At 56.7% G+C, this 24,057-nt stretch carries 21 protein-coding genes and 1 tRNA gene; 6 read left to right on the top strand and 16 right to left on the bottom strand.

The features are described from left to right. Positions 1 to 31: 31 nt before the first annotated feature. Both J2X72_RS16430 and J2X72_RS16425 read right to left on the bottom strand, forming a co-directional pair. Positions 32 to 108, bottom strand: a tRNA-Ile gene (locus tag J2X72_RS16430). 140 nt (positions 109 to 248) lie between these two features. After that, a complete protein-coding gene (locus J2X72_RS16425) occupies positions 249 to 1,271 on the bottom strand; it encodes a sugar-binding transcriptional regulator (protein WP_310073507.1) in 1,023 nt (340 codons plus the stop codon). Between the two features lie 151 nt (positions 1,272 to 1,422). Here J2X72_RS16425 and J2X72_RS16420 point away from each other — a divergent pair, with 151 nt between their 5' ends. Beyond that, positions 1,423 to 2,175 (top strand): hypothetical protein, encoded by a 753-nt coding sequence (locus J2X72_RS16420; RefSeq protein WP_310073504.1) that lies wholly within the window; start codon positions 1,423 to 1,425, stop codon positions 2,173 to 2,175. Here the strand turns inward: J2X72_RS16420 and ptsP are convergent. The 5 genes from ptsP to J2X72_RS16395 are packed head-to-tail and all read right to left on the bottom strand — an operon-like array spanning position 2,143 to position 6,846. Further along, the gene (ptsP, locus tag J2X72_RS16415; RefSeq protein WP_310073502.1) at positions 2,143 to 4,134 is read right to left on the bottom strand and encodes a phosphoenolpyruvate--protein phosphotransferase; all 1,992 of its coding nucleotides are present in this window, start codon (positions 4,132 to 4,134) and stop codon (positions 2,143 to 2,145) included. The genes J2X72_RS16420 and ptsP overlap by 33 nt on opposite strands. Before the next feature lie 23 nt (positions 4,135 to 4,157). Continuing rightward, positions 4,158 to 4,535, bottom strand: a complete 378-nt coding sequence (locus J2X72_RS16410) for a PTS glucitol/sorbitol transporter subunit IIA (protein WP_210005548.1) — start codon at positions 4,533 to 4,535, stop codon at positions 4,158 to 4,160. Between the two features lie 30 nt (positions 4,536 to 4,565). Next, positions 4,566 to 5,591, bottom strand: coding sequence for a PTS glucitol/sorbitol transporter subunit IIB (locus tag J2X72_RS16405; RefSeq protein WP_210005547.1), 1,026 nt, complete (start codon positions 5,589 to 5,591; stop codon positions 4,566 to 4,568). Between the two features lie 21 nt (positions 5,592 to 5,612). Next, entirely contained in the window at positions 5,613 to 6,371 is a 759-nt protein-coding gene (locus J2X72_RS16400) for a PTS glucitol/sorbitol transporter subunit IIC (RefSeq protein ID WP_210005545.1), read from the bottom strand. 40 nt (positions 6,372 to 6,411) lie between these two features. After that, positions 6,412 to 6,846 carry a transcriptional regulator GutM gene (locus J2X72_RS16395; RefSeq protein WP_210005542.1) on the bottom strand — a complete coding sequence of 145 codons (435 nt, stop codon included), beginning with the start codon at positions 6,844 to 6,846 and terminating at the stop codon, positions 6,412 to 6,414. A gap of 170 nt (positions 6,847 to 7,016) precedes the next feature. On the opposite strand from J2X72_RS16395, the gene J2X72_RS16390 reads away from it, so the two are divergent. Then, positions 7,017 to 7,652: a hypothetical protein gene (locus tag J2X72_RS16390; RefSeq protein ID WP_310073499.1), complete on the top strand. Its 636-nt coding sequence runs from the start codon at positions 7,017 to 7,019 to the stop codon at positions 7,650 to 7,652. On the opposite strand, the gene J2X72_RS16385 is transcribed toward J2X72_RS16390, so the two are convergent. The 5 genes from J2X72_RS16385 to J2X72_RS16365 form a co-directional block, all read right to left on the bottom strand. Continuing rightward, the gene (locus tag J2X72_RS16385) at positions 7,633 to 8,958 is read right to left on the bottom strand and encodes an acetoin dehydrogenase dihydrolipoyllysine-residue acetyltransferase subunit (RefSeq protein ID WP_310073498.1); all 1,326 of its coding nucleotides are present in this window, start codon (positions 8,956 to 8,958) and stop codon (positions 7,633 to 7,635) included. The genes J2X72_RS16390 and J2X72_RS16385 overlap by 20 nt on opposite strands. 2 nt (positions 8,959 to 8,960) lie before the next feature. After that, entirely contained in the window at positions 8,961 to 9,959 is a 999-nt protein-coding gene (locus J2X72_RS16380; protein WP_112531720.1) for an alpha-ketoacid dehydrogenase subunit beta, read from the bottom strand. Further along, on the bottom strand, positions 9,959 to 10,996 hold the full coding sequence (locus tag J2X72_RS16375) for a thiamine pyrophosphate-dependent dehydrogenase E1 component subunit alpha (RefSeq protein WP_310073496.1): 1,038 nt from the start codon (positions 10,994 to 10,996) through the stop codon (positions 9,959 to 9,961). The genes J2X72_RS16380 and J2X72_RS16375 overlap by 1 nt, the downstream gene beginning before the upstream one ends. 35 nt (positions 10,997 to 11,031) lie before the next feature. Beyond that, positions 11,032 to 12,351 carry an NAD(P)H-dependent oxidoreductase gene (locus tag J2X72_RS16370; protein ID WP_310073495.1) on the bottom strand — a complete coding sequence of 440 codons (1,320 nt, stop codon included), beginning with the start codon at positions 12,349 to 12,351 and terminating at the stop codon, positions 11,032 to 11,034. Between the two features lie 143 nt (positions 12,352 to 12,494). Beyond that, positions 12,495 to 12,788, bottom strand: coding sequence for a hypothetical protein (locus tag J2X72_RS16365; protein ID WP_310073493.1), 294 nt, complete (start codon positions 12,786 to 12,788; stop codon positions 12,495 to 12,497). Between the two features lie 188 nt (positions 12,789 to 12,976). Between J2X72_RS16365 and J2X72_RS16360 the strand changes: the two genes are divergently transcribed. Beyond that, positions 12,977 to 13,666: an SIMPL domain-containing protein gene (locus J2X72_RS16360; protein WP_405044733.1), complete on the top strand. Its 690-nt coding sequence runs from the start codon at positions 12,977 to 12,979 to the stop codon at positions 13,664 to 13,666. Positions 13,667 to 13,804: 138 nt separating this feature from the next. Here J2X72_RS16360 and J2X72_RS16355 read toward each other — a convergent pair whose 3' ends face one another. Continuing rightward, positions 13,805 to 14,146: an antifreeze protein gene (locus tag J2X72_RS16355; RefSeq protein WP_210003047.1), complete on the bottom strand. Its 342-nt coding sequence runs from the start codon at positions 14,144 to 14,146 to the stop codon at positions 13,805 to 13,807. Positions 14,147 to 14,289: 143 nt separating this feature from the next. Further along, positions 14,290 to 14,745, bottom strand: coding sequence for a YcgN family cysteine cluster protein (locus J2X72_RS16350; protein WP_210003048.1), 456 nt, complete (start codon positions 14,743 to 14,745; stop codon positions 14,290 to 14,292). A 217-nt stretch (positions 14,746 to 14,962) separates the two neighbouring features. Between J2X72_RS16350 and J2X72_RS16345 the strand changes: the two genes are divergently transcribed. Both J2X72_RS16345 and J2X72_RS16340 read left to right on the top strand, forming a co-directional pair. Beyond that, positions 14,963 to 16,990, top strand: a complete 2,028-nt coding sequence (locus tag J2X72_RS16345; protein ID WP_310073488.1) for an OmpA family protein — start codon at positions 14,963 to 14,965, stop codon at positions 16,988 to 16,990. 130 nt (positions 16,991 to 17,120) lie between these two features. Beyond that, entirely contained in the window at positions 17,121 to 17,645 is a 525-nt protein-coding gene (locus J2X72_RS16340; RefSeq protein WP_114430477.1) for a TIGR00645 family protein, read from the top strand. Positions 17,646 to 17,709: 64 nt separating this feature from the next. Here J2X72_RS16340 and rpoD read toward each other — a convergent pair whose 3' ends face one another. After that, a complete protein-coding gene (rpoD, locus tag J2X72_RS16335; protein WP_210003050.1) occupies positions 17,710 to 19,737 on the bottom strand; it encodes an RNA polymerase sigma factor RpoD in 2,028 nt (675 codons plus the stop codon). Positions 19,738 to 20,053: 316 nt separating this feature from the next. Then, positions 20,054 to 22,006, bottom strand: a complete 1,953-nt coding sequence (gene dnaG / locus J2X72_RS16330; RefSeq protein WP_310073485.1) for a DNA primase — start codon at positions 22,004 to 22,006, stop codon at positions 20,054 to 20,056. A gap of 362 nt (positions 22,007 to 22,368) precedes the next feature. Here dnaG and J2X72_RS16325 point away from each other — a divergent pair, with 362 nt between their 5' ends. Continuing rightward, the gene (locus tag J2X72_RS16325; protein ID WP_310073484.1) at positions 22,369 to 24,039 is read left to right on the top strand and encodes a Na/Pi cotransporter family protein; all 1,671 of its coding nucleotides are present in this window, start codon (positions 22,369 to 22,371) and stop codon (positions 24,037 to 24,039) included. Positions 24,040 to 24,057 lie beyond the last annotated feature (18 nt).

Genomic DNA, 24,057 nt, shown 5'->3' with positions numbered 1-24,057 from the left:
TACGTGCTAACATATTGTTTTTGCAACATTTTGGTGGGCCCGGAGGGACTCGAACCCCCAACCAAGCGGTTATGAGCCGCCGGCTCTAACCAATTGAGCTACAGGCCCCACCTGAAATCAGACGCAATGGAACTGGCCGCGCGTCTCCCGCGATCAATAACGGGAAAAATCGCGAATGCAATCCCTGACTTGGACAACCGGGCGCTCTTGCTTTGATTTCCAACGGAAATTGCAAGCAAAGCTCACCCCTATTCCTGCTGGGCAAGCACTAGCAAGCGGCGGGCACTTTCCTCATCGGTGATGAACACCGTCGGACGAACGAGCGCCATCGCCCCATAAAGCGCCCTGATTTTTTCCTTGCCGCCAGACGTCAATACCCGCGCCGGCACGCGTTGCACCGTGTCGATGCCTACGGACATGACGAGATCATGGATGGGATGGTCCACCAGCTGACCCTGTTTGTCGTAAAAATGGAACAGAAGATCGCCAACCGCGCCGCGTTCCGCCAAGGAGGCCTGGTGGCCCTGATTGAGGAAACCGATGTGGTAGGGCGTGCTGGAGGCCGTTTCAATGGCCCCCACACTCAGAAGCACCAGGTCTAGATCCTCGGCCATCTCGAACACGCTTTTGAGACCACAGCGTTCAATCAAGGCGGTTTTGGTCTCGATACTGTCCACCATGGCGGGCGCGGGAATAAGATAACCATCGCCCTGAAACAATTGCGCGAATTGCCAGGCAAATTCCGCCGGGTTGAACCGCCGCGGCTGGCTGATTCCACCAAGCAGCGAGATAACCGTAAAGTTCTCAAGCGCCCGTGCTTCGAGATAGGACAATGTGTTGAGAAGCGTCCGTCCCCAACCAACGCCGACGCGCATGCCATTGCTGACGATCCCGGACAGATAATCTCCCGTGGCGGCCGCTATCGCCGGGATCGGATCGTTGTCCGGATGGGACAATGGCGCGATGATCACCTTGTCGAGACCAAATTGCCGTTCAACCTGCCTTTCCAGTGCGACGAGGTCCGACAGATAGCCCTGGATACCGATCTTGACCTCGTTACGCGCCCTTGCTTCGGCCAGCATGCGCACAATGGTCACGCGTCCGACACCAAGAATTTCGGCGATCTCGTTCTGCGTCATCTGCTCGATATAGTACATCCAGGCGGCGCGCATGCGCATCCGGCTGATTTTGGTGTCCGGCTGTCCTACATCGAGAGGAGTCTTCTGAAGGCTCTTCGGCGTACCATTCGTTCGCTTGCGTCGATCGCTCAATCATCCCCCTTTGATCGCTCCCGTGCTTTAAAGCAGTTATACTGCAGCAAGCCAGGGCGACCTTCACACTACACCTCACGAGAATGTTGTTTAGCAGGCCAAGAAAAAAAGGTACAAACGATTATCCACCTGCGCGCAAAGGTACGCCATCATGATCCGGGATATTTCAAGCGAGATTGTCGTCAGTTTGAAAGATCGGCTGCGCGATGTACGCCACCTGATCAGGGCAAGCCGGCAGGATAGAAAGCCCGTGCCTCAGGATCTGCCCGATATCTTGTTCGGTAAGGCCGCCCGCGCCATGGACAAGGCTTTAACTGCCGCGGAGACAATTTCGATCTCTCTGGTTTCACAGGATCCGGCGGCCCATTCGACCACCATCGAAGCGCGTGGTCTCGACGTCTATTTTCCCGCTGATGCCAGCAAAGGTGAGTCGCTGTTTCGGCGCGACGTATATTATCTGACGAAGCGGCTCTTGAACGTTTTGGGATCGCGCAATGCACTCATTCACGAATCAACATTCACATCCGTTCATGCAGCGGTGATTCGCCGCCACGGGGCTTTGTTGGTGGGCGCAAAGGATGGCGATCTGAACGGCATTGCAGAGGCATGCGCACGACTGGCGATGGAATTGCAATCACAGTATCAATCGGCGCATTTGCCATTGCCCGGATATGGCGGGCAGCAGCCGCGTCTGAACACGCAATATTTGTGCTTTTCCGCTATCGCACTCGCGATCGGTCTTGCCACCTATGCGGATCATGAACCGGACGATGAAAGATTGGTCGAGAGCGCGTTGTTGGCCTTGCAGGCCCGCGGTGACAAATTCGATCAGGCAATCGGCGCATCGGATAAGGTGAAAGCCCTGTCCGATCTATTCGCCTTCTTGATTCCCCACCTGCCCTAATTCCCAAGCGCATTTTTTTGCGCGTTGAATCGATGCCGGACTCATGCTGAGCTCCGTCAGCCCCATATTGACAAACGCCGGGATGAGATCAGCGCGGCCTGCGGCTTCGCCGCACATACCGACCATGATTCCAGCCTCGACGCCAGCCTTCGCCGTAAGTTCGATCGCTGCCATTACCGCCGGATGTGTCACGTCATTCAACTTTGCAACAGTAGGATTGAGCCGATCAGCTGCCATGATGTATTGGGTCAAGTCATTGGTACCGATGGAGAAGAACGCCACCTCTTTGGCGAGCGTGGGTGCAATCATGACGGCTGCTGGTGTCTCGACCATGACACCGAGGTCGAAATTTGCGTAGTCCTTCCCCTCGGCGCTGAGCTCTGCGGCACAATCATCGATCAGCCTGCGCGTAGCGCGGACTTCACCAAGATCGGAGACCATCGGCAACATGACCTTGATGTTGCCATGCACGGCGGCACGCAGGAGCGCACGCAATTGCGGTTTGAAAACATCCGGCCGGTCGAGGCACATGCGAATACCGCGCCAGCCCAGGAACGGATTTTCTTCATCCGGAAAATCGATACCGGATATCGGCTTGTCGCCGCCAATATCCAGCGTACGAACGATCACCGGGTGCGGCGAGAACGCTTTGGCAAGCGTCGCGTAGGTTTCGGTCTGCAAGTCTTCCGATGGCAGATGTATATGCCGCATGAACAGCAGCTCGGTGCGGAAAAGGCCAACACCCATGGCACCGGCTTCCTGCGCCGCTTCAATCTCCTCCAGGGAGCCGAGATTGGCAGCAATCTCGATGATAGTGCCGTCAGCACGCCTCGGTACGATATCCTTATAAGCTTTCAACGCCTGCCTTTCCGTTTCGGCGACGCCGATTTGCGCGTGGAAGCGATCGGCCGTCGTCTGGTCAGGATCGGGAAAGACATCGCCATTATTGCCATCCACCGCAACGCTCTTGACCTGCTGCAATTCCTGCACCGCAGGTCCAAGCCCGAGAACCGCAGGAATTCCGTGCGCTCGCGCAATAATTGCGACATGCGATGTTGCGCCACCGTGGCCGCATATCACACCGGCAATACGCTTCAATGGCGCGCGGGCCAGATCCCATGCGCCGATATCGTCGGCGATCAGAATTGCTCCGGAAGGAATAGCGTCAAGATTGGCATCGTCCTGCCCCAATAATGCAAGGCAGATCTGCCGCCCGACGGCATTCACGTCGTCGGCTCGGGCGTTGAGGTAAGGGTCATCCATTGAAGAGAAATCCGCCGCAATTCGTGACGTGGCGCCAATGACGGCAGAAACCGCATCCATGCCTTCTCTTACCAGAGCGTCCGCAGCCTGTGTGAGTTCATCGTCACAGGCAATATCCTTGAGGGCCGCGATAATGCCACGGTCGCTTTCTGCGAGATCCGTCGCGGCCAATGACATGTCCATGCGCTGTTGCACTGTCGCGAAAGCCTGCGTCAGTCGCCCGGCTTCTGCCGGTATTTCGTCCGCTGTCAGCAGACGGTTTTCGTGTTCGATCTCCGCCGGAAAAAAGCCGAAGGCTGGCCCGATGGCAAAGCCTTCGCTGGCAGCAACCCCGCGCAATTTGCCCGTTGCCGAGGCGTTTGGATTTGTCGACAAGACCTTGGGCTGTACAGGCGTGGGGTCGGCAGATGCTTTTTCGGCTCGTTCCTCTTCCGCGGTCCCTGCATGAGGATCTTCAAGGTATCCGATCAGTGCCTCGATTGCCTCGATCTCATCGGCACCACTTGCTCTTACGGTAACCGTCTCGTTTTCCTTGACGCCCAGCAGCATCAGCTTCACGGAACTCTTGGCACTGACGGATTTGTCGGCCTTGATCAACTCGATGTCCGATTCGAAACCCTTCGCCAGTTTGACAAATCTGGTAGCTGGCCGCGCATGCAATCCATCGTGCACCCGCACTATTGTCGAGCGTTCCATTCAAATCTCTCTTCGATAATTCATTACCCGATGGTAATCGTCGTTCCAACTTTCAACGCCGATACCAGCTCAGCCGTATCGATTTCCGATGCGCAAATTTCGCCTGGGCGTTCAACTTGATCGGACCCATTGAACGTAATGACCACATGTCCAATATCTTTGACCTTCTGCCAGGCATAATCGCCAATACCGGTGATGCTGGCAGAGACATCACCAATATGGATTGCGGCCCCTACTGGCGGTGTCTCATCAGAAGGCTTGCCCTCGACAGCATGCAGGATCGAAACCTCTGCAAGTTCAGGCGGCGCGCCATCCGCAAACAGAATGACCACACCTCCCTCGGCAAGATCCGCCACCTCAGGCCCGACGGCTGTTACCCGTGTTTTCAATAGGACTGACATATGGCGAACCTCTTTTTCTTCTTATTGAACTCAAAATACGATCAGGCTGACGATCCAGGCGATAACGACAGATACAGGCCCCATGATCTGGCGACTGATCAGAACCGCCGGCACACCGATTTCGATGGTCTTGGGCTTGGCTTCACCGAGCGCCAGACCAACCGGGACAAAGTCACAACCTACCTGCGTATTATAAGCGAACAGTGCAGGCAGAGCCATTGCCGGTGAAATCGTGCCGTTGGCAATCTGCGGTCCGATAATCGCTACACCGATAACCTGGGCAATAACCGCACCCGGTCCCAAAATTGGCGACAGGAACGGCAGGCCGCAGATGGCTGAAAGGATCAGCAAACCGACGATGTTGTTGGCAAGCGGTCCCATTGGTTGCGCCAGCACATCGCCGATCCCGGTATAAAGGATAAAGCCGATGAGCATGGTCACGAAGGCCATAAACGGCAGAACGTTGCGCACGACCTGATCGATGGTACGGCGACCGGCATTGAAGAAAATGCCGACCACACGGCCCATGGCGCGGCCGATAGTGCTGATAAAGCCTATTAAACCACCTTCGCCTGTGTCCGACGCTGCAGTCCGGCTTGACATGGATGCGGCAAGTTCTGCGGGCGTGGGCGGCGAGTCTTGGGACGATCTTGCCCCTGCAACTGCTGCCGGCTGCGAACCGTCGGCGAGTTCGATATTGGCTTCCTTCACGCCTGAAACGTAAATATCTTCAGTAATGAACTGCGCCAAGGGTCCTGCTTGGCCGACCGGCGTCAGATTGACGGTCGGAATGCGTTTGCGCGGATAAACACCACAACGGGCAGTACCGCCGCAGTCGACGACAACAACGCCCATCTCTCCTTCAACCGGGGGCGCCTTGAAACCATCAACCGCCTCCCCGCCCGTCAGTTCCGCAATGCGGCGTGCGACAGGATGAATGCCGCCACCGGTGACTGACACGACCTTGTTACGTTCTGGCGTCAGCTGAATAACGAGCGGGCCGCCCCAACCATTACTGCCTTTGGAAATTTTTACTGCCTTGTAAGTCTTTGACATTTTACTTCTCCCCGCCCCGACTTAAAGTTCAATGCCCTGACGGCGTGCCATGATGGCGGTAATGCGCTCGGTCAGCATGCCCTTCAGAAGAATGACGACCAGACCAACGAGCGCGTACCAGATTGCAACGTTGATGTGATAGCCGACGGGAACCGCGCCTTTTTTCTCAAGTTCGAGGAGCGCGACGAGAATACCGCCCCAGACGAAATATTCGCCCGGATTAATATGCGGGAACAGGCCAAGCGGTGGATGCACATAGGATACGGCTGCGTCGTAGAACGCGGGCTTGTGCTTTTCTTCGAGAAACGAACCGAACGTATAGGCCATAGGGTTTGTGAGGAAGAACACGGAAAGCACGGGCAAAACAGTGTAGCGCGTCAGTGCGATGCGACCTGCACCGCGAGCGATGCCATGCACGCGTTCTTCGCCGACTAGCTCCGTCAATGCGTAGAATGCGGTCATCAGCACGACAAGCGTCGGGATAATGCCTGTTACAAATCCGGCGAAGACCTCGCCGCCCTTCTGGAAGATACCGATGAAGTATTTACCGATGTGGGTCAGCCAGCCGAGCTGCTCCTCCTGCTGGACATTCTTCAGCTTGTCCTTGAATTCCTCGACAGTGATATCCCCCGTCGATTGCGCAAGCACGACAAGATCGTTGCCCGCATGCGTGATGGCCTGCCTGCCGTGGAGCGCCGCATCCGAGACCATCGACCCCGCAACCGAAATATGGTGCGCGGCGATGTCCGCATGTTGCGCCAGCATTGTTAAAATTGACATGTTCCCTCCTCCTTATCGACCGTTTTCCAAACGGCCGTCCCTATGCGTTGACTGGCTTAATCCCGATTAGACCGGACCGCTTCGGCTCTGCCCTGGCCTTGTCTATCTGCTCGATTGCACGTTCTGCAGCCTTGGCGATATTCGGCTCACCCAGACCTGTCATCACAGGATCGGTGCGTAATGCACTGAGCGAGATACCCTCAAACTCCTCGCGACGCTTGAATTTCGCAAAAACCGACCTGCCGCTCATCACGAGAAAACGCTGAACCACGAGGTCAGGCGTGACGAGTATAAGAACGATCACGCCTTTGCCGAAACGGCCCCGAACATTGCCCGCGCCAACAAAACCATCATTATATTTGGAAGTGATGCCTTTCATCACATCGCTGTAGTGGCGCATCTGGTACCAGACGCCCAGTGATTGCAGCGCCCACAAAATCCCAAGGGCCAGCAATCCCCATTGCCACATTGCCATGTCTTCAACCTCCCAACGCCCGACCGCAAACATATGCTATGATCGAACGAAAAAATATAGAACATTTGTTTTTTGTAATGTCAATATGTATGATTTCTGTTCTGTGAAAACTTGGCTTGTGCTGCATCACGGCGTATGACGTGATACAATGAACTTAAAGGTGAGAAGGCATGGATTTTCTGTTCAGAGACGAATTGGTCCATATGCCGGATTTACGGCACCGGCTTCGCCAACTGCGTTGGTTTCGCATGGCTTTTCGCAAGAATGCCGCGTTGATTGCGGAACACTACGGTTATCAGTTTGCCATCGACGAAACCAGACTGACCAAGGCCTTTCTCAACTGGGTCGAGACGGTTGAACAGCAGAAATCCTTTGCGCAGGTTGATCGCAAGGACTTCATCATTTTTGCCGCGGGCCTTGTGCTCAAAGAGCTTATCACCATAGGACCGGCAACACTCCGAAGCCATCCCAAGCAGAGCGATTCGCAGCTGACGGAAATGCAGGAGATTATCGCGTTTTGGCCTGAAGGGTTCCTCTATACCAATTACTGTGTCGGCGCGATCGCCGCAATCTGCGAGCAGGAATTCGGTACCGCTCCGAAGATCGACGCATGCGCGGATGATCTACGCACGTGGTGGTCGTACCGGGAGAACGTCCGCGAGATTCCGGACCAGGCGATCGCCTTCCTCGATAAATTCCTTGGCGCGGAGCCCAACTGGATCATGCCCAATCTCGCTTCGGCTCGCAGTGCCATTCAGCGCGCGCTCGTTTCGCCGAAACCGAGCGCTACGCTACCGAACGGCTGACCTCGGCCAGTACCCGCATGATCTTTTCACGCTGTTCGAGCTGCGGCATATGTCCGGTCCCGGCAAAGAGATGCACGGCGATCTCGCCCGGTAACCCTGCGGCATGTGTCGCCGGGATCACCCGATCGGCTGCTCCAAAAATCAAACGGACCGGAATGGTAAGGTTGGCAAGGGTCTGCCTGACATCGATGACCTGCGTTCCGTCAGCGAAAAAACGGTCGGCAACGAGCTGCTGGGCGTCGCGCAAAGCCACATTCTGCGATTGAGCCAGCGTTGCGCTGATAAATGGCTTGGTCAACAGACTTTCATCCTGAACCAGCTGCTTCATCCACGCAACGAGGCTCGGCTCGGTACGGGCACGGACAAACCCCGAAAGAAACGCACCATTGATTTCAGGTCCAAGCCCGGCCGATGCGATCAGGATAAGTGCACGAATGTCGAGATGGCTTCGGGCAGCCACTTCGGTCGCGACCGCGCCGCCAAACGAGTGCGCGACCAAGACTATGGGTCCAGAGTGATAGGCAGCAACTGTTTGTTCCACCAATTCGGCGATCGCATGCAGATCATCTGGAATGATGTGCGACGAAGCGCCATGGCCGGGCAGATCGATGGCCAGGATCGGATTGTCCAGTGTGCCACCGCCGAGCATCGGCCTCCAGCTGTTGAGATCGGAGCCGAAGCCATGGATCAGGACAATCGGCGCGAGCTGCGAATTCTTGCCTTCGCGCAGCCATGCCGCATGAAGCGGAGCACCGGCTTGAACGGCAGGTTCTCGAACCTGCACGACCGGCTTCGCGACCGCCGCGCCCTGCGAGGTAGCAATTTCGACATCTTTCTTCTGGATGCGTCCCTTGGGTCCAGACCCTGAAACCGACGTCAGGTCAATGCCGGCTTCCCTGGCAAAGCGTCGGGCAAGCGGCGTCGCACGAACGCCGTCAGTTTTGTCAGCGGTAGCAACCGCCGGTACAGGCGCGGTTTTTACCGACTCAGCGGCAGGCTTTGGCTCGTGCGCAGCAACTGGCGGTAAATTTGCACCGTTTGCCGGCACGGCAGCCGTGAAAGCCTCGTCTTCGGCAAAGATCCACGCTACGGCCAAGCCCACAGGAACTGTCGTGCCCTCCGCCGCCGTTACATTGCGCAAAATGCCCGAAGACGGTGCGTCCACTTCCATGGCAGCCTTGTCAGTCTCGATTTCGAACAGCACCTGCCCTTTGGTGACAGCATCGCCATCCTTGGCGTACCAGCGCGAAATCTGGCCGCTCTCCATATCCATATCGACCTTGGGCAGGATCACCTCGACGGGCATGATCAACGAATCCCTTTAACGAGATCGCGAGCGCTCTTTAGAATACCAGGCACTTGCGGCACGGTCGCTTTCTCAAGTTCCGGATTATAGGGTATCGGCGTCTCCGCGCCACCAAGGCGCACGATCGGCGCATCGAGATAATCGAAGGCTTCGCTTTCGGCGATCATCGCGCTGACTTCTGCGCCGATGCCAAGCGTTTTCACGCCTTCATAGACACACATCAACTTCGACGTTTTTTTGACGCTGGCGATGATTGTTTCCTTGTCCATCGGACGCACGGTGCGCAAATCGACGACCTCGACATTGATGCCTTCTTTCTCGAGCTCACGCGCCGCTTCCAGTGCCTTGTGCACCATGATGGCCGAAGCAACGATCGTCAGGTCGGTTCCCTCACGTACGACAGCAGCCTTGCCGATCGGCACGGTATAGTGCCCTTCCGGAACGTGCCCCTTCATCTTGTAGAGCAGCTTGTGCTCGAAAATCATAACGGGATCCGGGTCTTCGATGGCCGCGAGCAACATGCCCTTGGCATCGTACGGCGTAGACGGTTGAATGACCTTCAGGCCAGGTACATGACCAAACCACGCTTCAAGGCTTTGGCTATGTTGCGCCGCGGCGCCCGTACCGGAGCCGGCGGGAAAGCGCATTACCAGAGGCACCGAGACAGCACCGCCGAGCATATAGCGAATCTTGGCCGCCTGATTGACGATCTGTTCCATCGCCAGCGCAGCGAAATCCGAAAACTGGAACTCGAAGATCGGCCGCATTCCGGTCAGGGCCGCGCCGACGGCAACTCCCGCACCACCAAGCTCGGAGATGGGCGTGTCCATCACCCGGTCTTCACCGAAACGATGCACGAGGTCACCCGTCACCTGAAAAGCGCCGCCGTAGACGCCGATGTCCTCGCCCATCAGGAACACGCGGTCATCGGCCTCCATGGCAATGGCCATGGCTTCCTGGATTGCCTGCGAATAGCTCAGTTCGCGGATTATCTCGTCCATTAAATTTCAACCGTGTAAACGTCGCGTGTCAGATTATCGAGGGTAGGCGATGGGCTGTTCCTGGCGAACTCGATTGCCTCGGCAATCTCCGCCTCGGCGCTTGTACGGATCCCTTCGATATCGGCGTCGCTGACGAAACCGAATTCCTTCAGCTGATCCTCGAATAGGTGAATCGGATCGCGATTGCTGATCCAGTCCTCGATCTCTTCTTTGGTGCGATAGCGGTTGCGGTCGCTCTTCGAATGACCGCGGTGACGATAGGTCTTGCACTCGATGAGGGTTGGCCCCTCACCTCTGCGCGCCCGTTCCACCGCATCGTGCGAGGCTTCGGCGACATCGGAGAGATTGTTGCCATCGACGACAACCCCCGGCATGTTGTAGGCGACCGCGCGATCAGCAACGTTGGCAACAGCCGTTGAGCGCTTGGTCGATGTGGACATGCCATAGCCATTGTTCTCGCAGACGAAAACCACCGGCAGCTTCCAGATGGAAGCCATGTTGAGCGCTTCGTGAAACGCACCCTCATTGTTGGCGCCGTCGCCGAAATAGGAAATGACGACCTTGCCGTTCTTCTGTTTCTTTGCGGACAGAGCAGCACCAACGGCGATAGGGATACCACCTCCTACGATGCCGTTCGCACCGAGATTGCCCTTGGATACGTCGGCGATATGCATGGAGCCACCACGGCCCTTGCAGTATCCGGTTTCCTTGCCGAAGAACTCGGCGAACATTTTCGAGACTTCCGCGCCCTTGGCGATGCAGTGGCCATGACCGCGATGTGTCGAGGTGATCATGTCATCTTCGGCAAGCGGCATGGAAATGCCGACGGCACTCGCTTCCTGACCGATGGACAGGTGCATGGTGCCGTGGATAAGGCCGCGCGTATAAGACTCCTCTGCGCCCTCTTCGAAGCGGCGTATCAGATACATCTTGCGCAGTGCTTCCTTCAGCTGCTCCGGCGGATAATGCCGGAACGCGAAGGGAAGGTTGCTACCATCTTCGTGGCGCTTGGCGCTTGAATTTCTGGCGGATGCCATGTCGGCACTCCCTGTCTTGTGAAATCTTTAGAGGCTCACGCCCCATAGACCAGTTTGTCCTGGCGGGCTCTGAGTTCGACGATCTTCGAGCCTTGCGCAGGGGCGGCGTTGGCGCTGGTGATGAGTTCACCTTTCCTGATGGCCTGCGTGACGCTGCCGCCCTGCAACAGGCCGCAGGGGATGGCGCCGGCAGCACGCGCTTCGCCCGCCGTCATGATCCAGGCGCGGTAGCAATATTCGCCAATCGCATCGAGCTTGTCGCCGGGCTTCAGATCCTTCTTGGCCACGGCGCAGACCTCGGCAACCGGTTTGGCCAGCGGCACCATGTCCGCCTTGCCGTAAAGCACCACGCGCGCGCAGGTCAGCGGCACCTCGAGCGAGGTCAGATGATAGGGCCTGTGGAAGGTAAAGTACGGACCCTTGCCCATCTTCAGGTCTTCCATGCGCTCCGAGATGCGCGGATGCGACATGTCGGCAACGACGAAGACGCCGGGCGCCACGCCCTTGCCGATCGAATAGTCGACGACACCAACCTTCGAGAGCACGCCGCCATCCTTTTCCGGCACGAGCACCTTGGATAACTGGTCGAGCGTTGCCGCCGGACCATGCATGCCCGGCTTGTCCGGCACAAGCCCGGTGGCATTGGCGATCGCCGCCATCTCCACCATGGTCTTCGAGCCATCGACGAATTCGACCAGCATGCGCACATTCATGTGGCGGCGTCTGGCTTCTTCCGCGTAATCGTCGGGGATCGCATCGATGTTGAGCGGGTTGTTCTTGCCCTTGCCGGCAGCCACGATCGGATGGCCCATGGCCGAGACGAATTCAATCAGCTCCATGCAGGAGGACGGCTCATCGCCGGCGCCGAGCGAATAGGTGACGCCGAGCCGGTCCGCCTCGCTCTTCAGATAGGCGCCGATGGTCACGTCCGCCTCGACATTCATCATGACCAGATGCTTGCCGTGCTCCATCGCCTTCAGGCCGATCTCGGCGCCGACCGCCGGCACCCCGGTCGCATCGATGACCACATCGATCAGTTCATTGGCAAGGATCAGATCGGCATCGTCGGTGACGGCGATCTTGCCCGCCTCCATCGCCGTGGTCAGCGCCGACGCATTCGACACTTGGCGCGAATGGCCTTCTTCCTGATAGGCGATGTCGACAGCCTTGATCGCGTTGGGCAGATTGAGTTCGGAGATCGCCCCGATCTCGATGCCGGGCATATGCGCCACACGCGTGACGATGTCGGTGCCCATCTCGCCCGAACCGATCAGGCCGATGCGGATCGGTCGGCCCGTATCCGCCCGCGCCTGCATGTCCCGCGCCAATCCCGTCAATGCAACATTCGTAGCCATCAATGCCTCCCTGTGCCAGCCTCTGATGGAGACATCGAGGCCGGTCAATCAAGACATCGAATATTGAACATTTGTATTTTAGTCAAGACCTATGTGCACAATTGCAATAGGAATACCACGGACGGATTCGCCCCCGGGCGCCGTCACTCGAAGCGATGCCCTTCCCGTTCCGGATCGCGTGAGATCTCCGCCTCCTCCTCATCATCGGGCAAGGCCTCGTCGCTTTCCTGGTAGGGATTATCGTCATCTTCCTCCGGGAGACCTGCGTCATCCGCGTCGACTTGCCGCTCACCCAGAATGGCAAGCTCATCGTCGGCTTGCATCTCCGCGTCGCCGGTTTCGATATCCTCTAAGTCCGGCGTTTCGATGGGCATAGTCGATGCCGATTCCAGCGGCTCATTACGTTCAGGACTGTTGTTGGGTTCTCTGCCAGACATGTCATGCTCCTTTGGTTGCGAAGGAAACGCCTCAGAAACTATTTGGATGCATAAAATGCATAGGTCTTCGAATGTTTTCCCTTTTGCCCTAATCCACCCATAATCACCTGCGACGCAACAGCTCCAACTTATTCGGGGAGATATCCATGACATCGAAATTTCTGAGCCTGGCCTTTGCGACAACCGCAATGATGGCAGTGCCGTTCGCCGCGTTGGCCGACGAAACACCGCGTCCACGCATCGTCGTAACTGGCGAGGGTCAAGCAGCATCAGCGCCGGACATGGCCATTGTTTCAATGGTGGTGCTGCAGGAGAAGCCGACCGCGCGCGAAGCGCTCACGGCCAACAATGAAGCCATGGCCAAGGTTCTCGACGCAATGAAGAAGGCCGGCATCGCCGAACGCGACCTGCAGACGTCGGGCTTCAACATCGAACCCCGTTATGTCTACCCGGACAACAAGGATAATACACAACCGCCGGAAGCACCGAAGATTGTCGGCTACGCTGTTTCCAACTCTTTGACTGTTCGCGTACGTGATCTGAAGAAGGTTGGCGACATTCTCGATCAGTCCGTGACGCTTGGCGTCAATCAGGGCGGCAACCTCACCTTCACCAATGACAAACCCGAGGCAATTGTTGAAGAGGCCCGCAAGAACGCCGTTGCAAATGCACTGGCCAAGGCGAAGACCCTGACGGAAGCTGCAGGTGTAGGTCTGGGTAAAGTTATCGAGATCAGCGAGCAGTCTTACAGCCCGCGCCCGATGCCCATGGGCCAAGCCAAGATGATGGCGGCGGCACCGGCGGATTCAGTTCCGATAGCCACAGGTGAAAACACCTATAATGTGAACGTCAGCGTCACGTTTGAATTGAAGAATTGATCGGGGGCGATTGTCGGAAATGAAAAAGGGTGCCCGTGGGCACCCTTTTTGTCTCTTCTGGTAACTCGCTTAGAGTCCGTTTTGGAAAATTGCGGCGAGCCAGATGGCCTGGACAGCGTCAGATAACCGCCCCAGCTATTAGCGGATGATGGGGCAGCCGGGTGCGCGGGCAAACACAACGGCAGTACGCAGACCCCGCTTCCATCCAGTCACACGAACAACGTTGCGATTAGCGACGACCCGTGGGTCGCGGATTCCCATGCGGCTTGCCTTGCTGGCAGCCTGGCCCGGAGTGCAAACGCGATATGGGCGATGGCCGTAGCGATATTGGACATCCACGAGTGGCGCGGAAGTTGTTCCATGCTCGACCACGATCGGCGAGGCATAGGCTGGTGCCGCGAACGATGTGTTTGCGCCAAGGATGGCACCGATGCTGATTGCAGCACCGACCGCAAGCAACTTGAGTGAAAGACTAGCCATATGAGCGTTCTCCTGTTTGATTGTCCGGGAATGGGGGGAAGTGTTTTCAGAAATGCTGAAATCCGGACAGGCGCCCTTTGTTCCACAGACGATCTGAACAAATCCTCAACGCCTCATTCACATGGCGTTCACTCGGAAATCGCTCAGGATGGCAATTTTTCGCGCATCATATGATCAAAATAATCTTCGTCCTCTTTCATTTCGTGATCGAAAGCAGTGATCTTGCCACGCACCGAGATACCGGCTTCATGGACTGTTTCGGGGTCGCCTGAAACAAGGGGATGCCACCAATAAAGATCCTTGCCCTCATCGATCAGACGGTAACCACACGTCTCTGGCAGCCAATCGACTGTCCGCACGATCTCCGGTGTCAGGAATACGCAATCCGGCACCTTCTTCTTGCGATGGATATAGTCTGAACACTGGCACGTACCGGCATCCAATAAAGTGCAAGCCACTGTTGTAAAATAGATTTCTTCCGTGTCCTCATCTTCGAGCTTGTGCAGACAGCAGCGCCCGCAGCCATCGCACAGGCTCTCCCATTGCGAGCGGTTCAGCTCATCCAGGGTCTTCGTCTTCCAGAACGGTTCTTGAGGCATGGGGCTCAAATACATCCCGGACGCCGCCGCGTCCACGTTTTAAACATGAACGCGGGATGAACAGCGTCTTCACTTGAGATACAGGCTGCCCCTGCAATCCTTCATCCATTGCCAATCGGGATCGCAACGGACAAACGGTTGCCACGAACGGGAACAAGGTTGCGATCACAAACATTTGACGTGTTTCAACGACAAGAAACGCGAGACAGGGATGAACATGAAACGGACAGCACTCTTTTTTGCATCGACGGCGATTCTCTTTTCTTCACCGGCTGCAATGGCAGAACAGACCCCAATCAACCGGCCCTTCATCTCCTCAAACAGCAATGTACCCTCGCAAATGTTGGCGCAGGCGGAACAGACCACGCCTCAGGCGGAAGAACCTGTTGAGGAGCTGAAAAAACACAAGGGCGGCGACCACCAGGCAGAAGAAGCCAAGAAACGTGCCGCTGATGAAACAGAAGCCGCAGCGAAGGAACAGCGGAAGGCTGAAGAGCAAGCGAAACATCAAGCCGATCAAGCCGCCAAGGCTGCGGAAAAGGAAAATGAACAGAAGGCCGAAGAGGCAAAGCGCGCTGCAAATGCGGAAGCTGACAAGGCCGCCAAGCAACAGAACGCGATAGAAGAAGAAGCCAAGCAGAAAGCCGCACAGGAAGCCAAATCTGCAAAAGCCGCCGAAAAAGAAGCGGCGCAGGAGGCCGAAAAAGCCAAGCGGGCTACCGAAGCCGAATCCGATAAAGCTGCCAAGCAGCAAAAAGCTGTAGAAGAGGAAGCGCGAAAGAAGGCGGCGGCAGAGTCCGATGCCGCAAAGGCGGCCGAGAAGCAGACAGCCAAGGAGGCCGAAAAGGTCAAGAAGACGACGGAACAGGAAGCGGACAAGTCGGCTGAAGCGCAAAAGGCCGCCGAGGAAGAAGCTCGCAAGAAGACCGATAGTGCTCAGAAAGCGGCGGACAAGCAAACCGATAAGGCCGCCGAAGAGGCGAAGAAAGCAGCTGATAAGGCCGCCAAGCCGGCAGCTCCCGCACCCGATTCGCCCGCTACGGCCGAACAGCCTTCGCAGGCCGCGCCCGCAGAACCGGCCACCAAGGAAGCCAAGCCTGTCGATCCAAGCACCGGCAAAGCTGCGCAGCAGGAAGCCTTGCCGGAAAACGCTGCTCCAGCGCTCGACAGCGCCAAACGGGCACCTTCTGGTGAAACCCCGGGTTCAGCCAAGCAGGGGCAGACAGCCCAATCGCCAGCAGATCAAAAAAACGTTGCGCAACAGCCTGCCGTCGCAGCGCCAAAGAGCGATGCCGATGTTCAACAGGAGCTTGCTCCCGTCAAGATCGAGCCCGTACTCACCGAAAAGGGGACCCGCACCAAAGACCGCAGGCCTGACGAGCGTCCAGGCGATGTACAGGTCGTGAAGAAATTCGGAGATCGGACCGTCGTCAATATCGACAATAACGTCTACGTAGAGAGCTCCGACCGGCCGCGCATGTCACGCGACTCGAAGGACGTCTATTACGAAGACTTGCCGCGTAACCGTACGAGAGAAACCATCGTGCGCGACAATGGAGTGCAGATTGTCACGATCCGCAATCGCTATGGCGATGTGATCCGGCGCTCACGCGTGATGCCGGATGGCCACGAGATTGTGTTGACATACACGCCCGACTACGACCGTGAGGAACGTCTGGAATGGCGCGATCCAGGAGATGACCTGCCACCGCTCGCGCTCAACATTCCGGTTGGGGATTATATTCTGGACGCGGAAGAGGCGCCTCAGGAAGAGGTGTACGATTTCTTCGAGCAGCCGCCCGTGGAACGGGTTGAACGCATCTATTCGATCGATGAGGTAAAGCGTTCGGCACGCATCCGCGACAAGGTTCGCCGCGTCGATCTCGATACGATCACCTTCCAGTTCGGCTCCGCGGATATCGGCGAAGACCAGATCAGCCACATTGAAAGCGTTGCAAAGGCAATGGCGCAAATCCTCAAGAAGAATCCCGCCGAGACTTTCTTGATCGAGGGCCACACCGATGCCGTCGGCTCCGACCAGGCAAACCTTGTCCTTTCGGACAGGCGGGCGGAATCGGTTGCCCAGGCTCTGACCAATGTCTTCGATATTCCGCCGGAAAACATGGCTACCCAAGGCTATGGCGAGCAATATCTGAAGATCAAAGCCGACGGCCCGGAACAGGAAAACCGCCGCGTCGCCATTCGCCGCATCACACCGCTGGTTACCCCCGTGGCCAGCAACTGACACCGGCCTCCAACGAAAAACCCGGACCTAGGCCCGGGTTTTTTATGTTTATTGCTTGAGTTAAGTGTCGTGCTGCCTATTTGTTGACCTAGCGCCCCTAAGCCCGATTGTTCAACCGGACCCTTATTTTATGAAACGTCTTGAAATCTTCGTCGAAAACATCATCCTCGCCTCGCGCTGGCTCCTGGTTGTCTTCTACCTGGGCCTCGCCGCAGCGCTTGCGATCTACGCTTTCTCTTTCGCCGGCAAGCTGGTGGACTTCGTATCCAAAGTCACCATCCTCAACGAAACCGATACTATCCTCAAAATGCTCAGCCTGATCGATGCAGCGCTGGTCGCCAGCCTCGTCGTCATGGTCATCATTTCCGGCTATGAAAATTTCGTCAGCCGCTTTGATCAGGCCGATGAAGTTCACTGGCTTGGAACGATCGATGCCGGATCGCTCAAGATCAAGGTCGCATCGACCATCGTCGCTATATCGTCGATCCATCTGCTGCAGGTCTTTCTGAACCTGACACAGTTTAGTACCGAACAGTTGACATGGTTCACTGTGATCCACCTCGCCTTCGTATTCTCGGCGCTGTTTCTCGCCTACATCGATAAGCTGATGGTGAAGGACAAGGGCGACAAGAAGGCCGAGGAGCCATCGCTCTGAACGAACTGCATAACAAAAAGCCCGGCACTTGGCCGGGCTTTTTTGTCTGTCGTGACTCGGAATATCAGCTGTCGAGGAACGAACGCAGCTTTCTGGAGCGGCTCGGATGCTTCAGCTTGCGCAGTGCCTTTGCTTCGATCTGACGAATACGCTCGCGGGTCACCGAGAACTGCTGGCCAACTTCTTCCAGAGTATGGTCAGTGTTCATGCCGATGCCGAAACGCATGCGCAGCACGCGTTCTTCGCGCGGTGTCAATGAAGCCAGAACCCGCGTTGTCGTATCGCGCAAATTGGCCTGAATGGCAGCATCGATCGGCAGAAGCGCGTTCTTGTCCTCGATAAAATCGCCGAGATGCGAATCTTCCTCGTCACCAACCGGCGTTTCGAGCGAGATTGGTTCCTTGGCAATCTTCAGCACCTTGCGCACCTTCTCAAGTGGCATGGCGAGCTTTTCAGCCAGCTCCTCAGGTGTCGGTTCACGGCCGATTTCATGCAACATCTGGCGCGATGTCCGAACGATCTTGTTGATCGTCTCGATCATATGCACGGGAATACGAATGGTGCGTGCCTGATCGGCGATCGAACGGGTGATTGCTTGCCGAATCCACCAGGTCGCATAGGTCGAGAACTTATAACCACGACGGTATTCGAACTTGTCCACCGCCTTCATCAGGCCAATGTTGCCTTCCTGGATCAGATCGAGGAACTGCAAACCGCGGTTGGTATATTTCTTGGCGATGGAAATAACGAGACGCAGGTTTGCCTCGACCATTTCCTTCTTGGCCAGCGCGGCTTCACGTTCGCCCTTCTGCACCTGATTGACGATACGGCGGAATTCCGAGATCGAAATGGCGGTTTCCTGCGCCATGTTCTGAATTTCCGTACGCAGGTTCTTGATCGTCTCTTTTTCGTTCTTGGTATATTCTTTCCAACCGCGCGTCGTCAGATTGGAAACAGCCTTCAACCAATTCGGATCGAGCTCGTTACCTTGATATTCCTTGAGGAAGTCCTCGCGACGCACCCCGTAAGATTCGGCCAGCCGCAGCAGTCGCCCTTCGTTCTGAACGAGACGCTTGTTGATGTCGTAGAGCTGGGCGACCAGCGCTTCGATACGGTTTTGGTTCAGTGATAGCGACTTGACCGCCTTGATCAACTGATCCTTCAGTTCCTTATAGCGGCGTTCCTGGCTCGGCGACAGCGATCCGGAAGCAGCGAGGCGGTTCTCCACCTGCTGATCCTGCAATTTGCGCAGTTTCTTGTAAGTATCGGCAATAACGTCGAGGGTTTCCATGACCTGCGGACGCAGTTCGGCTTCCATCGCGGCAAGCGACAGATTTGCTTCATCATCCTCGTCATCATCTTCTTCGACGGGCGCGTCACCGCCAACATTGGTGATGTCGTCATCGTCGCGGCGGCTGCGCATCCGATCATTGGCGGCAGCAGGCTTTTCTTCCTCGACGCGTTCGATAACCGGAGCCTGTTTGGCTTCCGGCCCCGCATAGGTCGTTTCAAGGTCGATGATTTCACGCAGCAGGATCTTCGACTCGTTCAGATCCTCGCGCCAGATGATGATCGCCTGGAAGGTCAAAGGGCTTTCGCAAAGACCCGAGATCATGGTCTCGCGACCAGCCTCAATGCGCTTGGCGATGGCAATTTCGCCTTCGCGTGACAACAGTTCGACCGTGCCCATCTCGCGCAAATACATGCGGACGGGATCGTCGGTGCGATCGGTCGGTTCTTTCTTGGTCGTTGTCGGCGCTACCGCAGTGCCAGTCGACTCAGCGAGCTCACGGGCATCGCTTTCCTCGTCGGCGCTGTTGTCTGTTTCTTCAGCGTCCGCGTCCTGCTCGTCATCTTCGACAACGTTGATGCCCATGTCACTCAACATGGCCATGGTGTCTTCGATCTGTTCGGAAGTGACCTCTTCGGATGGGAGAACTGCATTGAGCTCGTCCATCGTCACATAGCCGCGTTTTTTCGCGAGCTTGATCATCTTCTTGACAGCGTCATCGGAAAGGTCGAGAAGCGGTCCGTCTGGCGCGCCTTCGCGCTCGACTTCTACTTCTTCGTTTTCCTTTGCCTTCGTTGCCATATTCTGTATCTCCAAGCGGTGTTCGCTTTGTTTCCCTGATGGGAGCTTTGTCTTATGCATGGAAACAACGAGCGCGGCAGCGCACCGGTTCCCCTACACCATCAAGGTATAAATGATCGACTAGCCGAAATCCTGTTAATGGCGGATTAACCCTGTTATTCCGTCACGCTGCATATCTGTCGAATTTTGCCGGCTTTTTTGCTTTACCCGCAAACGTCGACGAAATATCTTTAATTCGCGCACTCTGATTCCGTCATTATTGACCCACGTCAACCCCGACTCAACTGATTCGTGGGAAAAAAGCGAATCAATTCGGTCAAAACCCCTTGCCCGATCGCCCTGACGGTATTCCGAACCCTTCGATCAGCGCTTCAGTGGCCTGCGCATTGCGAATATCGTTCTGAATATCGAGGAGCCGGTTAAGGTTTTCATCGGTGGCTTCGCTCGCCAAGGCGGTTTCAGCTACTTTCAGCTCTTTATGTAGTGTGCTTGCGCGTTGATGCAAGTGAATCGCCTGCTTAAGCGCCTCCAAAGCGTCTTCTTCTGCCGCTTCCGCCGTGGCGGTCCACATGCGCGCACGCCGCGTCAATGCTTCCAGCGCCTCAATCAAGGCGCCATGATTGGTATCTACCATCGCCTTGCGCATCTCTGTCCCGTTGGCGACATGATGCTCTGCCATCGCGTTGAGCATGGCCGCATGAAAGCGCTTGAGGTCCGGATGGCTGAATTCAAGCCGCACCACCGTTTCGAAATCCTCCTCGATCAACCGCGGGTGATTGAACAACGTCATGAGGATAGCGGTCTCGCGCAAGGGAGGCGCTGCCGATGTGGTCTTGACCAAAACGGAACGCGCCAGATTGTCCGAAACCGCAAAACGGCCAGTGGCAGTACCCCTGCCCCGTTGGCCGTAACCATTCTGCTGGCCGAAACCGTTCTGGTTGTTACCGCGTGGGTTGTTGTTGCGCTGGTTCGAACCGAAGAACTGCTGGATGCGCTCACGCACATCCTGTGCATAGTGGCGGCGCACATTCTCGTCGCCGATCAGCGCCGTCATCTGTTTAAGGCGTGCTTCAAGTTCGGCGCGCCGCTCCGGCGTATCGAAGACGCCGCTCGCCGTTTCGCGCGTCCACAGCATGTCCGCCAGCGGTCGAGCATCATTGAGTACAGCCTGGAAAGCCTGTGGGCCGGAACTCTTGACCAGATCGTCAGGGTCTTTGCCTTCCGGCAGTACAGCAAAACGCAAGGAGAAGCCGGGCTTCAACACGGGCAGAGCCAGATCGATCGCGCGGTGGGCGGCCTTGATGCCCGCATTATCGCCATCGAAACAGAGTATGGGTTCCGGCGACATGCGCCAGAGGAGGTCGAGCTGATCTTCCGTCAATGCAGTCCCGAGCGGCGCGACAGCCTGGGTGAAACCGGCCTGTGCCAGGGCAATCACATCCATATAGCCTTCAACGGCGATGACGGCCTTTGCCGGTTGACCGGCCTGTGGTTGCGCCGCCTTTCTGGCCCGCAGGGCATTGAAGAGAATTTTGCCCTTATGGAAAAGCTCGGTCTCGTTGGAATTCATGTATTTCGCGATGGCATTGGGCGCCAGCGCCCGCCCGCCAAAGGCAATGATGCGGCCCCGCAAGTCCTCGATAGGAAACATGATGCGATCACGGAACCGATCAAACGACACCGGCTTGTCATCGCCATAGACCACCAGCCCACAGGCCTCGATCTGCTCCTTCGTGGCGTTCTTCGATGCCAGGTGTTCCTTCAGCGCGTTGCGGCTCTCCGGCGCATAGCCCAGACGAAAGGAATGCTGCGTCGCAGCGCTCAGGCCCCGCTCTCGCAGATAGGCACGGGCCTTGGCTCCGCCCGCCGCCTGCAGCTGTTCCTCGAAAAACCTGGTCGCCATCTCCATGACGTCGTAGAGCGTGGCACGTTTCGCCTCGCGTATTTCCATTTCAGCGTCGCGCGCTGGCATCGGCACGCCAGCCATTTCGGCAACGCGCTGCACGGCCTCGGGGAAACTCAGCCCCTCGAGCTCAGTCAAAAAGCGGAAATGATCACCGGTAACGCCGCAGCCGAAACAATGGTAGCGGCCCTTGCGATCCTCGCAGTGGAAGCTCGGCGATTTTTCACCGTGAAACGGACAGCAAGCCCAAAAATCACCCTTCGGCGCATTGGTCTTTTTGCGGTCGAACGAAACCCGCGTTCCGATCACGCTGGAGATCGGTACACGCTCCCTGATCTCATCGAGAAAGGACGGCGGAAATCGCATGCGGCTCTTCGTTCTTCAAATGGCGCTTCGGAAAGGCAGTTTCGGCAGCCTGAAACGTCATCCATCAGGCTTGAACCATACTGCATTAAATAAGAACGCGACGGAAGTCCGGCAAGTACGTCATCCCCCGCTCATAGCGTCGAATCGTTCTCGAGGAACTCCGGGCTTTTACGAGCCGGCAAACGATAAGTGACCGATGCAAAACTGTCATAAAATTGTAACAATACGCCAAAAGCGACACATTTTTTCTTAGCCGGAACATAATTTTTTCCCTTTTTGATCGATATGTTATCTTGATAAGTCGCAACTAAAATCGTGTAGTTGCATTACCGTGTTTTCCGTACTCGACAGGATCATCACAAGTGAACGGTTCCGCAATTTTGTTGCATCTGGCAGGCGCAGTAGCGCTCTTGCTGTGGGCGACACGCATGGTTCGCACCGGGGTCGAGCGCGCCTATGGCGAGCGTATGCGCCAAAGCCTGCGCGGCGTACTGCACAATCCCGTTCTCGCCGTCCTGTGGGGACTGATGCTTTCCATCGCGCTGCAGAGCTCGACGGCCGTAAGTCTTCTGGTCGGGTCCTTCGTGGGATCAGGTTTTGTCAGCGGCATTGCCGGCCTCATGGCCGTGAGGGGCGCCGAGGTTGGGTCAGCGCTGGTGGTCAAGATCCTGAGCTTCGACCTGACTTTGCTCGTACCCCTCTGCCTGGTGGCAGGGACCGTCATCTTCATGTCGACCGAACGAAGCAACTGGCGGCAGGTAGGCCGTATCCTTGTCGGCATCGGCCTTCTCGTGCTTTCGCTCGAAATGACCGGCCAGGCAACAGAACCTTTGCGCAACAGTGAACTGTTGCCGGTGATTGTCGGCTATCTGAACACCGATCCCGTTACCGCATTTCTCATCGCCGCGTTGATGACATGGCTGTTCCACTCGAGCATTGCCGCGGTGCTGCTGCTTGTGACATTTGCCTCGCGCGGCCTCATCCAGCCGGAACTCGGCATCGTGATGATTTTTGGCGTGAACCTTGGCTCGTCCTTCATCGCACCGCTTTTGACCCGCAATGCTGCCCCGCAAACCCGTATCGTGCCGATGGGCAATCTGCTGATGCGCGGAGCTGGCTCCATCGTTATCCTGATCCTTTATCTGACCTTCAAACCATCCGTGGCCTTCCTCGGTTCCACACCGGCCGATCAGGTCATCAATGGCCACATCCTCTTCAACATCATCATCTTGCTTGCCGGCGTTCCGCTTTCCGCGCTTGTCCTCAAGGTAACCAAGGCTATCGTCGCGCTCAATGTCCCGGTCGAACGGCCAAAATCGCTTGATCACGCAGAACTCAGCGCATTGGACGAAAGCGTTCTTGATACCCCAAGCCTTGCGCTGGCCAATGCCACCCGCGAGACCGTGCGCGTTTGTGAGACGGTGGAGATCATGCTGCGCGGGATCATCGGGCTCTACGAGAACCCCGTACAGGAACGTATCGACGAATTGTCCGCTCTTGATGACAAGGTCGACCGCAAGCACGCGGCAATCAAGCTTTACCTGGCCAAGCTGACCACGAAGCCTCTGAGCGACTTTGAAGTTGCACGCGCACGCGAATTGCTGGGTGCCTGCGTGAAGCTGGAACAGGTCGGCGACATCATCGTCCACAATATGTTGGCGCTGGTGCAGAAAAAAATGGACCGAAAACTCAAATTCACCGACGAAGGCTGGCTGGAACTGAGCAACTTCCACGCCAAGGTGCTGACCAACGCGCGTATGGCGTTCAACGTGCTCGTCTCACGCGACCGTGAAACGGCCCATCAACTGGTGCTTGAAAAAGACCACTTGCGCGATCTTGAAAAGCAGAGCAGCGAGCGGCATTTCCGCCGGCTTCGTGAAGGCACGATCCGCAGCGTCGAGACAAGTTCAATTCATCTAGACACGATCCGCGATCTGAAGCAGGTCAATTCGCTGCTGGCAGCCATGGCGTATCCTGTCCTTGAAGAACAGGGCCTTTTGAACACCACACGTTTGCGCGCTTTGCACAGCTGATCGTGCACGGCGAGCCGT

It is taken from the genome of Phyllobacterium sp. 1468 (genome assembly GCF_031455525.1).
Taxonomy (GTDB): domain Bacteria; phylum Pseudomonadota; class Alphaproteobacteria; order Rhizobiales; family Rhizobiaceae; genus Phyllobacterium.
The sequence above is the reverse complement of the archived record's forward strand: the minus strand, read 5'-3'. Positions and strand labels throughout refer to the sequence as shown.

Bases quoted from the DNA above. Each gene is read 5' to 3' on its own strand.
- J2X72_RS16365 (WP_310073493.1), bottom strand. From the start codon at position 12,788: ATGTCTGGCAGAGAACCCAACAACAGTCCTGAACGTAATGAGCCGCTG.
- rpoD (WP_210003050.1), bottom strand. From the start codon at position 19,737: ATGGCAACGAAGGCAAAGGAAAACGAAGAAGTAGAAGTCGAGCGCGAA.
- J2X72_RS16405 (WP_210005547.1), bottom strand. From the start codon at position 5,591: ATGTCAAAGACTTACAAGGCAGTAAAAATTTCCAAAGGCAGTAATGGT.
- J2X72_RS16360 (WP_405044733.1), top strand. From the start codon at position 12,977: ATGATGGCAGTGCCGTTCGCCGCGTTGGCCGACGAAACACCGCGTCCA.
- J2X72_RS16410 (WP_210005548.1), bottom strand. From the start codon at position 4,535: ATGTCAGTCCTATTGAAAACACGGGTAACAGCCGTCGGGCCTGAGGTG.
- J2X72_RS16390 (WP_310073499.1), top strand. From the start codon at position 7,017: ATGGATTTTCTGTTCAGAGACGAATTGGTCCATATGCCGGATTTACGG.
- J2X72_RS16370 (WP_310073495.1), bottom strand. From the start codon at position 12,351: ATGGCTACGAATGTTGCATTGACGGGATTGGCGCGGGACATGCAGGCG.
- J2X72_RS16345 (WP_310073488.1), top strand. From the start codon at position 14,963: ATGAAACGGACAGCACTCTTTTTTGCATCGACGGCGATTCTCTTTTCT.
- J2X72_RS16395 (WP_210005542.1), bottom strand. From the start codon at position 6,846: ATGGCAATGTGGCAATGGGGATTGCTGGCCCTTGGGATTTTGTGGGCG.
- J2X72_RS16355 (WP_210003047.1), bottom strand. From the start codon at position 14,146: ATGGCTAGTCTTTCACTCAAGTTGCTTGCGGTCGGTGCTGCAATCAGC.
- J2X72_RS16380 (WP_112531720.1), bottom strand. From the start codon at position 9,959: ATGGACGAGATAATCCGCGAACTGAGCTATTCGCAGGCAATCCAGGAA.
- dnaG (WP_310073485.1), bottom strand. From the start codon at position 22,006: ATGCGATTTCCGCCGTCCTTTCTCGATGAGATCAGGGAGCGTGTACCG.
- J2X72_RS16375 (WP_310073496.1), bottom strand. From the start codon at position 10,996: ATGGCATCCGCCAGAAATTCAAGCGCCAAGCGCCACGAAGATGGTAGC.
- J2X72_RS16350 (WP_210003048.1), bottom strand. From the start codon at position 14,745: ATGCCTCAAGAACCGTTCTGGAAGACGAAGACCCTGGATGAGCTGAAC.
- J2X72_RS16385 (WP_310073498.1), bottom strand. From the start codon at position 8,958: ATGCCCGTCGAGGTGATCCTGCCCAAGGTCGATATGGATATGGAGAGC.
- ptsP (WP_310073502.1), bottom strand. From the start codon at position 4,134: ATGGAACGCTCGACAATAGTGCGGGTGCACGATGGATTGCATGCGCGG.
- J2X72_RS16420 (WP_310073504.1), top strand. From the start codon at position 1,423: ATGATCCGGGATATTTCAAGCGAGATTGTCGTCAGTTTGAAAGATCGG.
- J2X72_RS16340 (WP_114430477.1), top strand. From the start codon at position 17,121: ATGAAACGTCTTGAAATCTTCGTCGAAAACATCATCCTCGCCTCGCGC.
- J2X72_RS16400 (WP_210005545.1), bottom strand. From the start codon at position 6,371: ATGTCAATTTTAACAATGCTGGCGCAACATGCGGACATCGCCGCGCAC.